The sequence below is a fragment of the Nonomuraea sp. NPDC049504 genome, assembly GCF_040676845.1.
GTDB classification, from domain to species: Bacteria; Actinomycetota; Actinomycetes; order Streptosporangiales; family Streptosporangiaceae; genus Nonomuraea; species Nonomuraea salmonea.
Genome location: NZ_JBFAPT010000047.1, coordinates 1 through 13,780, shown reverse-complemented (window position 1 = coordinate 13,780; position 13,780 = coordinate 1). Strand labels below are relative to the sequence as shown.

Below are 13,780 nucleotides of genomic sequence, written 5' to 3'. Positions count from 1 at the left end.
TCATCCGTAGGGGCGAGCCGGGCGGGGTGGTGCGGAACGCGGTGGCGATTCGTATGCCGGTAGCCTGTCCCGGGCCGCCGGCCGGCCACATCCGGCACATGCCTTATCCGAGTCCTTAGTATCGGCAGGCGGGCACTCAGGCCCCGTCGAACAGGCGGAGCCGATGCGCGGTCGCGGCGGCCTCGCCCCGGCCGGCGACGCCGAGCTTGATCAGGATGCTGGACACGTGCACGCTCACCGTCTTCGCGCTGATGAAGAGCTGCTCACCGATCTGCCGGTTGGTACGCCCGGCCGCGACCAGCCGCAGCACCTCCGTCTCCCGGTCGGTCAGTCCCAGCCGTTCGAGGGCGCCGTCGGTGGCGGCATCGTCCGGCCCGAGGGGCAAGTGGGCGTTGCGCGCCAGCACCCGTACCTCTTCCAGCAGCGGCGCGGCCCCCAACCGCTCGGCCACCTCGGCGGTCGCCCGCAGCCGGGCCGCCGCGCCCTCCCGGTCTCCGGCGGCCAGCAGCCGCTCACCCGCGCGCAGCCCGGCGCAGGCGGTCTCGAAGGGCCGCCCCAGGCGCTCCCATCCCGCCGCCACCTCGGCCCACTGCTCCACGGCCGCGGCTTTCGAGGGCGGAGCCCGGACGAGTTCGGCGGTCACGTGGGCCGCGTACTGCGCGTGCAGGGGGGTGTCCGCGGGGAGGCGGGTCCGCGCCGCGCGGAGCTCGCCGGTCAGGCGCGACTGCCAGGACGGTGTGGCCACCGGCCGCAGCAGGGCGGCGATGTTCGCGGCGGTGAGCAGCAGGGGCCAGGCCGCGGGCGTACCGGCCGCGGCCAGGGCGCCGGCGAGCAGCTCGCAGGCGTGGTCCGGACGGTCGTCGCGCACGGCCAGCGTGGCCGCCACCGCCACGGCCTGGGCATAGGGTGCCTCGGGTGGCCCGCCCAGCAGCGCGCCGGCCGCGGCGGACTCGGCGCGGGCGGTGCTCCACTGGCCGCGGGACAGGGCCGTACTCGCCAGGAGCAGGTGCAGCCCGACGCCGGGCGCCCCCTGCGGGTCGCGTTCCAGCGCCGATCGTGCCACCGCCTCCGCCTCGTCCCACCGGCCGGTGGCGGCCAGCGCTGTGGCCAGGCTGCTCGCCAGCAGGGCGCCCAGCGTGCGTTCGAGCCCTGCCTGGCGGGCGGCGGCCATCCCCTCACGGGCGGCCTCGCACGCCGCCGTGTGACGGCCGACCGCGTTGCGGCTCTCCGCGATGTTGAGGCAGGCGCGGGCGACGCCCACGAGATCGTCCTGGCCCCGGGCCAGCTCGCGGCCCTGCGCCAGGACACGCAGCGCCTCGTCGTGGTCGCCGGCGACGTTGAGCGCCCAGCCCAGGGTGGTACGGGCGTTGCCCTCCAGCGCGGCGTCGCCGTGGGCGGCGGCGAGCCGCGCGGCCTCGGCGGCGGCGTCCTGGCCCTGCCCGGCGGCTCCGCGCAGGGTGAGCACGACCGCGGTCAGGTTGCGGACCCGTGCCCGGTCGAGGCCGGATAGCTGCGGCAGCAGCGCGTGCGCCTCGTCCACGGAGGTCACCGCGCCGTCGCGGTTCAGGTCGTGCATGACCATGCCGCGCTGGGCCAGCAGCAGCGCCACGCGCGCGGGCTCGCGTACCCGGTCGGCCTCCGCGAGCGCCCGGTCGATCAGGTCGAGAGCCTGGAGCGGCTCGCCGGCCCATACGGCGGCCGTGGCGGCCGTCTCGAACAGGGCGAGCCGGCCGGCGGCCGGGCGCTCCGCCTCGGGCACCCGGTGCCACAGCTCCAGGGCGCGTTCCAGCAACTGCGCCTGCTCGGCGTGGGCGGAGAGCCGCTCGGCGACCTCCGCCGCGCGCAGCGAGGCCGCCAGCGCCTCCGCGGGCGCGCCCGCGCCGTTCCAATGGAACGCGAGCTCGGCGGCGTGCCGGTCCGGCGGGACGAGCCCGGGGTCGGCGCGCAGCGCCTCGGCGTACGCGCGGTGCAGGCCGACCCGCTCGGCGGGAAGCAGCTCGTCCACGACCGCCTCCAGGACCAGCCCGTGCTGGAAGGCGTAGCCATCCCCGTCGGCGGTCAGCACCCGGGCCTCCGTGGCCGCCCGCAACGCTTCCAGCAGCGCGCCCGCGTCCAGCCCTGAGGCGGCGGCGAGCAGGCCGTGCGGCACGCTGCGGCCGCCCGCCGCAGCGACCTCCACCAGTTGCCGCACCTGAGGCGGGAGCCCGCGCACCCGGGCGAGGAGCAGATCGCGCAACGACTCCGGCAGGGTCTCCGCGCCTGCGCCAGCGCCTGCCCCAGCGCCGGCCTCAGCGCCGGTCCACGTGACGGTCCGCGCGCCGGCCTCCGCCAGCTCGACGGCGTACAGCGGGTTGCCGCCCGAGCGCCGGTACACCTGGTCGGCGAGCACCTGGTCGGCGAAGGCCGGGTTCGCCGCCGCGACCAGCTCGGCGATCTCGGCCCGCGACAGCGGCTCAAGGCGCGCGTGGCGCACCTGGTCCAGCCTCGCCCATCGCGCCAGGAACGGGCGCACCGGGTGGCGCCGGTCCAGATCCGTTCTGCTGGTGACCACGAGCAGCGTCGAAGCGGGGCGCGCGGGCCGGACCAGCACCTCCAGCAGGTCGCGGGTGGACCGGTCGGCCCATTGCAGGTCGTCGATCAGCAGCGCCGTGGGCCGGGCGCCGCCGAGCCGCCGCAGCAGCGCGGCGAACAGGTCGAACAGCCGGGCCTGCGACTCGGGCGGGCGCTCGCCGGGGTTCAGCTCGGGCAGCAACCGCAGCAGCCCGTCCACGCCCGGCAGCAGTGCCTGCAATTCGCGCGGGCCGGGGTCGTCCACCAGCTGCCTGAGCACGGCGGTGATCGGCGCCAGCGGCAGTCCCTCGACCCCCAGCTCGACGCAGGCGCCTCGCAACACCCGGAACCCGGACCGGCCGAGGTCGGCCTCCAGCCGCTCCAGCAGCCGCGTCTTGCCCATTCCCGGCAGGCCGCTCACCACCACCGCCCGCGGCTCGCCGGCCCGCGCGTCCCGCGCGGCCTTCCCAACGGATTCCAGCGCCGCGTGGCGCCCTACGAACGCTGTCATCGGCCGGAGTCTACTAAGGCCCCTCGAAGCCGAATCTAAGGCATCGGACAGGACATTCCCCCGAAGCGGAACGTATCTGCTCAGCGCGAGGCTCGTTCGGCGTCGATCGTTTCCCGCCGATGAGGAGCCTCTGATGACCGAGCAGACCACCGTGCCCGCGACGGCCGGGTCCGGGCACCCGCGCCGCTGGGCCGCGCTGGCCGTCACGTTACTGGCCGTGTTCATGGACCTGGTGGACATCACCATCGTCGTCGTCGCGGCCCCGGCCATCCAGGCCGACCTGGGGGCCCCCACCGCCGCCGTGCAGTGGATCATGGCCGCGTACGCCCTCGGGCTCGGCCTGCTGCTGATCACCGGTGGGCGGCTCGGCGACATCTTCGGCCGCAAGCGCGTGTTCCTGGCGGGCGTGGCCGGCTTCACCGCCGCCTCCGCCGCCTGCGGGCTGGCGCAGACCATCGGGATGCTGATCGCCGCACGGGCGGTTCAGGGGGCCGCGGCGGCCATGATGGTGCCGCAGGTGCTGGCCACGATCCAGGTGATGTTCCCGAGCGCGGAACGCCCGAAAGCCCTCGGCCTGTACGGCGCCGTGAACGGGCTGGCGGCCGCCGCCGCGCCCATCGCCGGCGGTCTGCTGGTCGGCAACGACGTGTTCGGGCCGGCCTGGCGCTCGGTGTTCTGGGTGAACGTGCCCATCGGCCTGGCCGCGCTGCTCGGCGCCGCCGTGCTGATGCGCGAATCCCGCTCGCCCCGGCCGCCCCGGCTGGATTTGCCTGGGGTCGTCCTGGTGGCGGCGGGCCTGCTGCTGGTGCTCTACCCGCTGATCCAGGGACCGGAGTCGGGCTGGCCGGGCTGGACCTGGCCGATGGTGGCCGCCGCCGTCGCCGTGCTCGCGGTGTTCGCCCGCCTTCAGGCGCGGCGGGAGCGCCGGCGGGGGCAACCGCTGCTGCCGGTCTCGCTGTTCCGGCAGCGCTCCTTCGTGGCCGGGCTGGCCGTGGCGTTCGCCGTGTTCTCCTCGGTCACCGCGCTGTTCCTGGTGCTCACCCTGCAGCTCCAGCAGGGCCACGGCCTGTCCGCGCTGCAGGTCGGGCTGACGTTCCTGGCCTGGCCGCTGGGCCTGGCCGTGACCTCGGGCCTCGCGGTACGGCTCGCCGCGACGGCCGGGCGCCGGCTGGTGGCCTGCGGCGCGGCGGCGCTGGCCGCCGCCATGGTGGCGCTGATCGCCGGGATCGCCGTGGCCGGAGACGCGCTGACCGGCTGGCACCTGGTGCCGGGCCTGCTGGCAGGCGGCGCCGGTTTCGGGCTGGTCGCGCCGATCCTGGTCGACATCGTGCTGTCGGCCGTGCCCCACCAGGACGCCGGCGCCGCCTCCGGCGTCGTCAACACCGTCATCCAGGTGGCCGGCGCCACCGGCATCGCCGCGGTCGGCGCGCTGTACACCACGGCGCTGGCCGCCGGCTGGGACATCGACACCGCCGCGCAGTGGTCGCTCGGCTACGCCGTCGTGGCCTTCGGCCTCGGCCTGTCCCTGACCTGGGCGCTGCCCGCCAGGCCGCGCACGCCCTAGATCCGATCCCTCGTAAGGAAAGCACCGTACCGAAAGGAACCGTCATGACCGCATTCGCCTCCGCCGAAGGTGTCCGGGACGAGCACGTCGCCGTCCCCCTGCCGGACGCCCCCTCGGTCGCGCGGCTGAGCTTCGACAATGGGCTGGAGCGGGTCACCCTGGGCCCGCGGCCCGGCCTCACGGGCCTGCTGGAGGCGCGGTTCGGCACGCCGCTGCCGCTGGTGTGGGCTGCCGACGCCAACGTGCACATCGCCTACCCGGCCGGGGCGCGACTGCTGCGCCGCACCCGCCCGTCCGCCCTCGCCCTCAACCCCGCCGTGCCGTGGGCGCTGGACGTCCACGGCGGTGCCGCGCACTTGGACGCCGACCTCACCGGCCTCGACGTGCGGTCGGTGACGTTCCACTCGGGCGCCGCGCACGTACGCCTCGTGCTGGGCCGCCCCGCCGGTACCCGGGTCATCCGGCTGGCCTCGGTCGAGGACCTGCGCGTCGAACGCCCCGCCGGGGTGCCGGTCCGGGTGGCGTTCGCGCGGGCCGTCACCAGGCTCAGCCTGGACGACCAGTGGTACGGCGCCGTCGGCGGAGGTCTCACGCAGGCCACCCACGGCGGCGACGCGCCGGGGTACGAGGTGGTCGTGGCCGGCGGCGCCGACACCGTCACGGTGGTCGCCGCGTGAAGCGCCGCACTGTTCTGAAGGCCGGGCTGATCGCCGTACCCGCCGCCTCCGCCGCAGCGCTCGGCGGTGCCGGGTTGTGGTGGGCCGGAGCGGATCTGAACACCGCCGGAAAGGTCCGGTTCGTCAACCGGCTGGCCATTCCGCCGCTGGCCCCCTCGCGGCGGGACGGGGCCGGCGGCCGGGTGTTCGACCTGCGGGCGAGCGGGGGCGAGCACCGGTTCCGAGCCGGCCGGCCGACCCCCACCTGGGGGATCAACGGCCCCTACCTGGCGCCCACGCTGCGGGCGGCGCGCGGCGAGACGGTGACGGTCCGCTTCCGCAACGACCTCCCGGAGTCCACCACTCTGCACTGGCACGGCATGCACGTACCGGCCCGGATGGACGGCGGACCCCACCAGCCGGTAAGGCCGGGCGCCACCTGGTCGCCGACCTGGACCGTCGACCAGCCCGCCGCCACGCTGTGGTACCACCCGCACCCGCACGGCCGTACCGCCCTCCACGTCTACCGGGGGCTGGCGGGGCTGTTCATCCTGGACGACCCGCACCCGCACGGCCTGCCCGACCGGTACGGAATCGACGACATCCCCGTCATCGTCCGCGACCTCAACCTCACCGACCACAACGAGCTGGACGAGCGGGACCGGGAACAGGGCGGCGTCGGCATCGTGGGCGACCTCGTCACCGTGAACGGCACCCCGGCGCCGTACCTCCCGGTCACCACCCAGCGGGTCCGGCTGCGGCTGCTCAACGGGTCGAACGCGCGGATCTACCGCTTCGGGTTCGGCTCCGGGCGGACGTTCGCCCTGGTCGGCACCGACGGCGGGCTGCTGGCGGCGCCGTACGAGACCGGACACGTGCAGCTCAGCCCGGGAGAACGGGCCGAGATCGTGGTGGCCCTGCGGCCCGGGGAACGCGATGTGCTGCGGAGCCTCCCGCCCGAGACCGGCCTGAACCTCTGGGACCGGCGCTGGACCGGCGGCGACGACACCCTGGACGTCATGGAGCTGCGCGCCGCGCCGCGGCTCGCCCGGTCATCGCCCCTCCCGGCCCGCCTGGCCGAGGCGCCCAGGCTCGTGACCGATCCCGCGACGCCGCCGGTCCGCCGCTTCGAGCTCTCCGGGTTCACCATCAACGGCAGGTCGATGGACATGAACCGCGTCGACTTCGCCGTCCCCCAGGGCGGCACCGAGGTGTGGGAGGTCACCGCCATCGACGACGCCCCGCACAACTTCCACGTCCACGACGCGCAGTTCCAGGTGGTGTCGGTCGGCGGCCGGCTCCCGCCCCCGGAACTGCGCGGCTGGAAGGACACCGTCCACACGCCGCCCGGCGTCCCCGTACGCATCGCTCTGCGGTTCCGCGGAGAACCGGACCCGGCGACGCCCTACATGTTCCACTGCCACATCCTCAACCACGAGGATCAGGGCCTCATGGGCCAGTTCGTCGTCACGGCGCCAGGCCGGTCCGCGAACCGGCCTCCGGCGACCCACCACGAGCATTGACGGCCGGGCTGCGGGAACGATCGGCCGGGGCGGCGCGGAGCGGTTGCCCGGATCGTACAGGCCTATGCGCCCTTCAGATCGCGGCTGCGGAAGCCGTACAGGCCGAGGAGAAGCAGGCCCGCCGCGAGCGCGGTGAGCATCACCAGCGGGGCGAGGCGGAAGTCCTCGACCGGCAGCCGGGGAATGTGGTCGAACGGGGACAGCCCCCGAGCCCAGCCGGGCAGGTCCGCGCCCCAGAAGCGTACGACGACGCCGAGGGCGAGCACGGCCCATGTCAGGGGGACGGCCCTGGGCGCGAGCCCGAACAGCGTGGCCGCGACCCCCAGCAGGAAGAGGATCTCCGGGGTGCGGGCGAGCACGGCGGCGGCCGCCGCCCCCGCCCGGGTGGCGTCATCGAGCGCCAGGGCGGTGCCGGCGGCCATCGACAGACCGGACACCATGAGCAGCGCGACTGCGGCGAGCCCGGTGGCCAGGAGTGAAGAGCCCAGCCAGGCCCATCGGCTGGTCGGGGTGGCGAGCAGTGGCGTCACCCGCCCGCGGTTCTCCTCCGCCCGCAACCGCGTCGTCGCCTGGGCTGTGAAGATTCCGACGAGGAAGGACATCCCGACTGCCATGAGGCTCAGGTAGCCGCCCACCACGTCCGCGCCGCCGCCGAGGATCTCCTCGGCCACCCCCTCGCGCATGGAGCCGGCGAGCCCGCCGAACACCAGGCCGGCCGCGATCAGGGACCCGCCCCACCACAGGATGGAAGCGCGCTGGAGCCGGAATGCCAGCGCGAGGGGTGAACGCAGCCCGCGGGCCGCCCGCGCGCGGCCGGGGCGCGAGGCCACCAGCCCGGCGCCGAGGTCCCGTCGTGCCGACAGCGCGTATGCGACCGCTGCCAGAGCCGTGCTGAGCAGTACCGCCAGAGCCAGTGGCCACCAGCGCCCGTCATCCGCCACTCGGGTGAGCTGCGCCCACCCCATGGGGGAGAGCCACGTCAGCCAGCCGCCCTGAATGTCTTGGACGGCGCCTACGGCACGAAGCAGCCACACGACGGCCAGCACGGCGCCGGCGATTCCGACCGCGGCTCTGGAGTGCTCGGTGAGCTGCACGCTCACCGAGGTGACTGCGGCGAAGACAAGCCCCATCGCGGCCGTGGCCGCGCCGAACAGTAGCGCGTCGCCTGGCGTCATCCCGACGCCCACCCCCGCCGCGGTCAGCAGCAGGGCCAGCAGCACGTTGGTGAGGACGGAGACGAGGAGCGCGGCCGTGAGTGCGGCCTGCCGGCCGACGACCGCTGCGCGCACCAGCTCGGCCCGGCCGCTCTGCTCCTCGGCGCGGGTGTGCCGGGCGATCAGCAGCATGCTCATCAGCGCGGCGCCCAGCAGAAACTCCGGGAAGTAGGCGTTGACGAGATATTTCAGGACCGTGGGGTTCTCCATGCCGAACATGGGCCCGGAGAACAGCCGCAGCATGGGGACGTCCATCATCTTCGCACTGGCACGCAGGGTTTCCGCCGTCGGGTTCGTGGCGTTCGCCACGCTGGCGAAGTATGGGAGGAACAAGGCGATTCCCAGCGTCCACGTGGGCAGCTTGACGCGGTCCCGGCGCAGGGCCAGCCGCAGCATCGCCCTGGTGCCTTTGAAGGCGCCGCTGGGAGCGGCGGCCGTGACGCGGCCGACGGTGGTGGCGGTCATGCGGCCGCTCCGTTGCCGTAGTGGCGCAGCATGAGCTCCTCCAATGTGGGGGGATGGCTGGTCAGCGCCCGGATGCCGAAGGCGCCCAGATGCTTGATGGCGCCGTCCAGGTGCTCGGCGTCCACGCTGAACCGCACCTGCCCGTGCTCGGTCTCGGCGTTGTGGACGCCCGGGAGCGCGGCCAGGCCGCTGACCGGGGCAGCGGTCACGGCTTCTACCGTGGTGCGGGTGAGGTGACGTAGCTCGGCCAGCGTGCCCGCCTGGACGATCTTGCCCTGTCTGATGATGCTGACTCGGTCGGCCAGCTTCTCCACCTGGGAAAGGATGTGGCTCGACAACAGGACGGTGCGCCCGGCCGCGCGGGTCTCCGCGACGATCTCCTGGAAGATGGCCTCCATGAGCGGGTCGAGACCCGACGTCGGCTCGTCCAGGATGAGCAGCTCCACGTCGGCGGCGAAGGCGGCCACGAGCGCCACTTTCTGCCGGTTGCCCTTGGAGTAGGTGCGGCTCTTCTTGGTGGGGTCGAGTTGGAAGCGCTCGATCAGCTCTGCGCGGCGGGTCTCGTCGAGGCCGCCGCGCAGGCGGCCGAGCAGGTCGATGGCCTCCCCGCCGGTGAGGTTCGGCCACAGCTCGACGTCGCCCGGCACGTACGCCAGCCGCCGGTGCAGCTCGGTGGCGTCCGCCCACGGGTCGCCGCCCAGCACCTCGGCGCGGCCGGAGTCGGCGCGCATCAGGCCGAGCAGGATCCGGATGGTGGTGGACTTGCCCGCCCCGTTGGGGCCGAGGAAGCCGTGGATCTCCCCTGTGCCGACGGTCAGGTCGAGCCCGTCCAGTGCACGGGCGGGGCCGAATTTCTTGACGAGGTCGCGGGTGGTGATGGCGGCCATGACAGGGCTCACCACTGGACCGGGAGGCGCTTGGGGCCGAAGAAGGGGGAGTCGTCTTTCATGGGGATCTCCTGTGCGGGCGCCGCGAGGCGCAGCCGGGGGAATCGGGTGAAGAGTGCTTGTATGACCACGCGCAGCTCGACACGGGCGAGCTGCTGGCCGAGGCACTGGTGAATGCCGTGCCCGAAGGCCAGATGGCCTCGTGCCGGTCTGGTGACGTCGAACTCGTGCGGGCGCTGGAAGCGGGCCGGGTCGTGGTTGGCGGCGCCGACCAGCAGTTCCACGGTCTGGCCCTTCTTGATCAGTTCGCCGCCTACCTCGACGTCCTCGAGCGCCGTACGGAGCATGCCGCCGGGCCCGGTGAGGTAGCGGAGCAGCTCTTCGACCGTGTTGTCGATCAGGCTGGGATCGCGGCGCAGCGCCTGGAGCTGCCGGGGGTGCTCCAGCAGGGCGAACGTGCCCATCGCGAGCATGCTGGAGGTCGTCTCGTATCCGGCGGCGAACAGCAGCAACCCGATGGAGGCCAGCTCCTCGTCCGACAGGGCGCCACTGTTGATCACGCCGCTGTAGACGTCGCTGGTGGGATGTTCGCGCTTGCTCGCGATAAGGGGCGGGAAGAGGGCCAGCATGGTGGCGTATGCCTGCTGGATCTGCTCCTGGGTGGAGTCCGCGTCGAGCGCGGTCGCCGCGGCCTGCCGGAACGTGGGAATGATGGGGCGGGGCAGGCCCAGCAGCTCGCAGATGAGCAGGGTGGGCACGGGAACACACAGGGCGGTGACTAGGTCGGCGGGTGGCCCGGACGTCTCCATGTCGTCGAGGCAGCCGTGAGCCGCCTCGGCGATTCTCTCTTCGAGCCCCCGCATCCGGCGCACGGTGAACTCTCCTGCGAGGAGCTTGCGGTAGCGGGTGTGCTCCGGAGGATCCATGCGGACGAACATGCCGGGCGGGGCGGGCGCGGTGAACACCGCCTGTGCGTTTGAGTTGGGCATCATGACCGGTGGATGGGCCAGCTCGCGCCGAATACTGAAACGGCTGTCGGCGAGGATGGCGCGGACCACGTCGTAACCGGTGGCCAGCCAGCCCGGATGTCCGTCGGCGAAGATCAGGGGACGGAGCGGGCGCTCGTTCCTGAGTCTGGTGAAGATCTCTGGTGGGTCGAAAGGGCTGGGCCGGCTGACACGTGCTGACCAGGTCAACTCGATGCCGTCCTGTGTCATGTGGCACTCCTAGGAAGGCGATGAGGGCATGCTGTCCCGGAGCCTTTCGAGGGCGTCTCGCATCGAGGCGGCCGCCTCCGGGGTGAGCACGGGGTGGGAGTAGATGTCGAGGAGAGTCACCGCGAGCAGATGCGCGCCTTGCGGGGTTGCCAGGTCGACGCCGAGCCCGCGGGAGATGTGCTGGTGCAGGATCGGGACGGCCAGCCCCATCGCGGTGCCGACCGTCGCACGGGCCTTGCGGCTGGCGAAAGGGGGATCCGGGCGGGCCTTGTCGGCCTCCTCCAGCCACTCCTCGCTCATCCTGGCCATCTCGTCGAACAACGGCGCGGCCCATCCCTCGGCCAGGGCCCGCGCGAGATACCGCTGGTACGGACCCAGCTTGGCCAGAGCGGTACCGACCGGGTTCACAGCGGTGCGCGTGGAATCGATGCGTGCCTCGTCGTTCATCCGGCGGATCTCCTTGACGAGATAGGCGTCGCATGCCTCGCGCAGCGCCTGCTTGGACCCGAAGTGATGGCGCACCAGTCCTGAGGAGACCCCGGCCGTCTCGGCGATGTCACGGATCGTCGCTCCCTCGAACCCGTACTCACCGAAGCGCCGCATCGCGGCATCTCTGATGCGCGCGCGAGCGGTCAGATCTTCCAGATCCGCCTCGATCCTGGCCATCACCCGAACTCCTGCCTACTCAGACGTACACGAAGCTACTCAAACGAGCTATACACTACTCAGTTGTGTAGTACTCGTCCACCGAGATCATCGAGTGCGGTGCGCTCATGACGACGCCGCCGGGCGATCCGCCGGGCTGTCCCCGAAATCCCGGCGTGGAAGGGGTTGATGTCGGACCACGTAAGCCTGAGGCGGCAGCGACGTGATCTCAGCGAATTGCTGTCAGGTGGTCGTGCTCGAACTGGGTGAGCACGAGTGCCGCGCGGGTGATGTCACCGACTCTGCTGGGGCTCACGGTGATGTGCTGGAGGATCCGCCGGCGGCCTTTGAGCCGGCGAAGCCGCGTTCGCCGAGGCAGCGCAGAGCTCGTAGGCCATGCGTCACCGGGCGTGCCTGCGCAGCAACAACATCGCCGCGTCATCGGGAAGCGGCCCACCGGTGTGGGCCACCAGGTCGGCGCGGAGCGAGTCGAGCGCCTCTTGCGGCTCGTCCGACCGCAACAGGTGAAGGCGGTCGTTCAGGGGGTAGAAGGTTCCGCTGTCATCGCGGGCCTCCACCACGCCGTCGGTGAACAGGAGGATCCGGTCACCCTCCAGGAAGGGCACGCGGTGCGCCTTGGGCCGGTCGGTGCCGAGCGGGCCGAGCCCCAACGGGAGAGCTTCCGCCGGGGGCTCGACGGTGCAGGCCTTCCCCTCGGCGGTGAGGAGGAGAGGAGCGGGATGGCCATGGTTGAGTAAGACGATCTCGCCGGGTCTCACCTCGGCGATGATCGCGGTCACGAACTTCTCGCCGCTCAGGTGCCGGGACAGGCTCGACTCCAGTCGCTCGCTCACGTCGTCGAGCGCGGGTTCGTCGTAGGCGGCCTCGCGGAAGGCGCCGAGCACCCAGGCGGCGGTCTCGACCGCGTCGAGCCCCTTGCCCTGGACGTCCCCGACGAGCAGCCGCACCCCGTGGGGCGTGATGACGACCTCGTACAGGTCGCCGCCGATCCTCGCCTCGGCCGCCGCGGAGGTGTAGGACAGGGCCACCTGCAGGTCTGCCGCTTTGCGGGGGACCGGCCGCAGCAGGACGCGTTGCGCGGTCTCGGCGACGAGGCGGACGCTGGCGAGTTCGCGTTCGCGCTTCAGCCTCAGGTGGCTGACGAGCATGCTCGCTCCGGTGGCGCTGACGATGGTGGCGATGGTGAGGTTGTTCTGCCACTTCAGCAGGGAGCCGTTGTAATAGGCCAGGGGTATGCAGATGGCGAGGGCGACCGCACCGATCAGGGCGGTGCGCCGCACGCTGCCGTAGACGGACCCGAAGCTCGGCCCCAGGGTGAGCAGGGGAAGAAAGCCAAGCGCCGGCCCGGCCATGAGGTCGATGAGCGCCACCGGGGCCATCACCATGAACGGCAGCCAGCGCAGCGTCCACTGTGACCTCATGCGGCGCCCCCGAACCCCATCTGCCCTCCCGTGGTAGGCCGCCGCCTCTCATCCTTGCATAGTGCAAAAGAATGCGGGAGGCCGCGGCGCAGATCTTCGGCTGCCTCGCCCCGGCTCACCGGTCCGGGGCCGTGGCGCCGCTCACGTCGTCGTCCTGCCGTCGGGTGATCTCGTCCAGCCGGTCGCGCACCTCCCGCAGCTCGGCCAGGACGAGCCGGAGGTCGGCCTCGTTGCGCGTCTCCGCGGCCGAGGTCTGCTGGAAGCGTTCGATGAACCAGGCGGCGATCGAGGCGGTGACGACGCCGAGCAGCGCGATGCCTGAAAGCATCAACGTCGCCGCGATCAGCCGGCCCTCCAGCGTCGTCGGATACAGATCTCCGTAGCCCACCGTCGTCATCGTCGTCAGCGACCACCACAGGGCGTCGGACAGGGTGACGATCGTCGGATCGGCGGAGCGGCGTTCGGCGTCCAGCACCGCGATGCCGCCGACCAGGGCCAGGAAGCAGGCCCAGCCGCTGACGTACACGGTCACCCGCATGCGTAGCGGTAGCGTGACCCGGCGCATCAGTGCGGTGAGCAGCAGCAGCGAGCGCAGCACGGCCAGCGGCCGGAGCAGCGGCAGCAGGACGACCAGCAACGCGGGGATGTGGGTGGCGATGAAGTGCCCGCGCCGGTCGGACAGCCACACCCTGATGGCGTAGTCGGCGGCGAACAGCGCCCAGGCTGTCTGCTGGGCGCGTTCCAGCCATCGGTCGGCGTTCTCCGGCAGCTGGGGCAGCACGATGGGAAGTGCCCAGCTCGCCAGGAACAGGAGGCCGACGCCGAGCAGCACGGGATCGGTCCGGCGTTCCCAGGCGTGCAGGCGCCGTGATGGCGGGGGTGCTGGTGCTGTGTGGGGCTGTTCCATCCTCGTCCTCAGGGTGCGGGCAGGCGGGCTGTCAGGCGGCGGGCGAGCTCAGGAAGCCCTCCTTGCTCAGCCACTCCTCGCTGACCTTGTCCGGCTCCTTGCCTTCGACGTCCACCTGCGCGTTGAGCTGCTGCATGGTGTCGTCGTCGAGCTTGTCGATGACCGGCTGGAGCACCTTCTCCAGCGCCGGGTACTTGTC

General features: G+C 72.7%; 11 protein-coding genes. 3 read left to right on the top strand and 8 right to left on the bottom strand.

Annotated features, from left to right (window positions below; genetic code table 11):
- Positions 1–136 precede the first annotated feature (136 nt).
- The gene (locus AB0K28_RS48170) at positions 137–3,061 is read right to left on the bottom strand and encodes an AAA family ATPase (RefSeq protein WP_364384425.1); all 2,925 of its coding nucleotides are present in this window, start codon (positions 3,059–3,061) and stop codon (positions 137–139) included.
- Positions 3,062–3,194: 133 nt separating this feature from the next.
- On the opposite strand from AB0K28_RS48170, the gene AB0K28_RS48165 reads away from it, so the two are divergent.
- The 3 genes from AB0K28_RS48165 to AB0K28_RS48155 are packed head-to-tail and all read left to right on the top strand — an operon-like array spanning position 3,195 to position 6,804.
- Positions 3,195–4,625, top strand: coding sequence for an MFS transporter (locus AB0K28_RS48165; protein WP_364384422.1), 1,431 nt, complete (start codon positions 3,195–3,197; stop codon positions 4,623–4,625).
- Between the two features lie 44 nt (positions 4,626–4,669).
- Entirely contained in the window at positions 4,670–5,302 is a 633-nt protein-coding gene (locus tag AB0K28_RS48160) for a hypothetical protein (protein ID WP_364384419.1), read from the top strand.
- The gene (locus tag AB0K28_RS48155; protein ID WP_364384416.1) at positions 5,299–6,804 is read left to right on the top strand and encodes a multicopper oxidase domain-containing protein; all 1,506 of its coding nucleotides are present in this window, start codon (positions 5,299–5,301) and stop codon (positions 6,802–6,804) included. The genes AB0K28_RS48160 and AB0K28_RS48155 overlap by 4 nt, the downstream gene beginning before the upstream one ends.
- 62 nt (positions 6,805–6,866) lie before the next feature.
- Here the strand turns inward: AB0K28_RS48155 and AB0K28_RS48150 are convergent, their stop codons facing one another.
- The 7 genes from AB0K28_RS48150 to AB0K28_RS48120 form a co-directional block, all read right to left on the bottom strand.
- On the bottom strand, positions 6,867–8,483 hold the full coding sequence (locus AB0K28_RS48150) for an ABC transporter permease (protein ID WP_364384413.1): 1,617 nt from the start codon (positions 8,481–8,483) through the stop codon (positions 6,867–6,869).
- Positions 8,480–9,370: an ABC transporter ATP-binding protein gene (locus AB0K28_RS48145; RefSeq protein ID WP_364384410.1), complete on the bottom strand. Its 891-nt coding sequence runs from the start codon at positions 9,368–9,370 to the stop codon at positions 8,480–8,482. The genes AB0K28_RS48150 and AB0K28_RS48145 overlap by 4 nt, the downstream gene beginning before the upstream one ends.
- Positions 9,371–9,378: 8 nt before the next feature.
- Positions 9,379–10,587: a cytochrome P450 gene (locus AB0K28_RS48140; RefSeq protein ID WP_364384407.1), complete on the bottom strand. Its 1,209-nt coding sequence runs from the start codon at positions 10,585–10,587 to the stop codon at positions 9,379–9,381.
- A gap of 9 nt (positions 10,588–10,596) precedes the next feature.
- Positions 10,597–11,253 carry a helix-turn-helix domain-containing protein gene (locus AB0K28_RS48135; RefSeq protein ID WP_345408135.1) on the bottom strand — a complete coding sequence of 219 codons (657 nt, stop codon included), beginning with the start codon at positions 11,251–11,253 and terminating at the stop codon, positions 10,597–10,599.
- A gap of 380 nt (positions 11,254–11,633) precedes the next feature.
- Entirely contained in the window at positions 11,634–12,674 is a 1,041-nt protein-coding gene (locus AB0K28_RS48130) for a PP2C family protein-serine/threonine phosphatase (protein ID WP_364384404.1), read from the bottom strand.
- A 115-nt stretch (positions 12,675–12,789) separates the two neighbouring features.
- On the bottom strand, positions 12,790–13,581 hold the full coding sequence (locus AB0K28_RS48125) for a potassium channel family protein (RefSeq protein ID WP_364384401.1): 792 nt from the start codon (positions 13,579–13,581) through the stop codon (positions 12,790–12,792).
- Positions 13,582–13,612: 31 nt separating this feature from the next.
- On the bottom strand, positions 13,613–13,780 hold a 168-nt coding region (locus tag AB0K28_RS48120), incomplete at its 5' end, for a glycine betaine ABC transporter substrate-binding protein (RefSeq protein ID WP_364384510.1).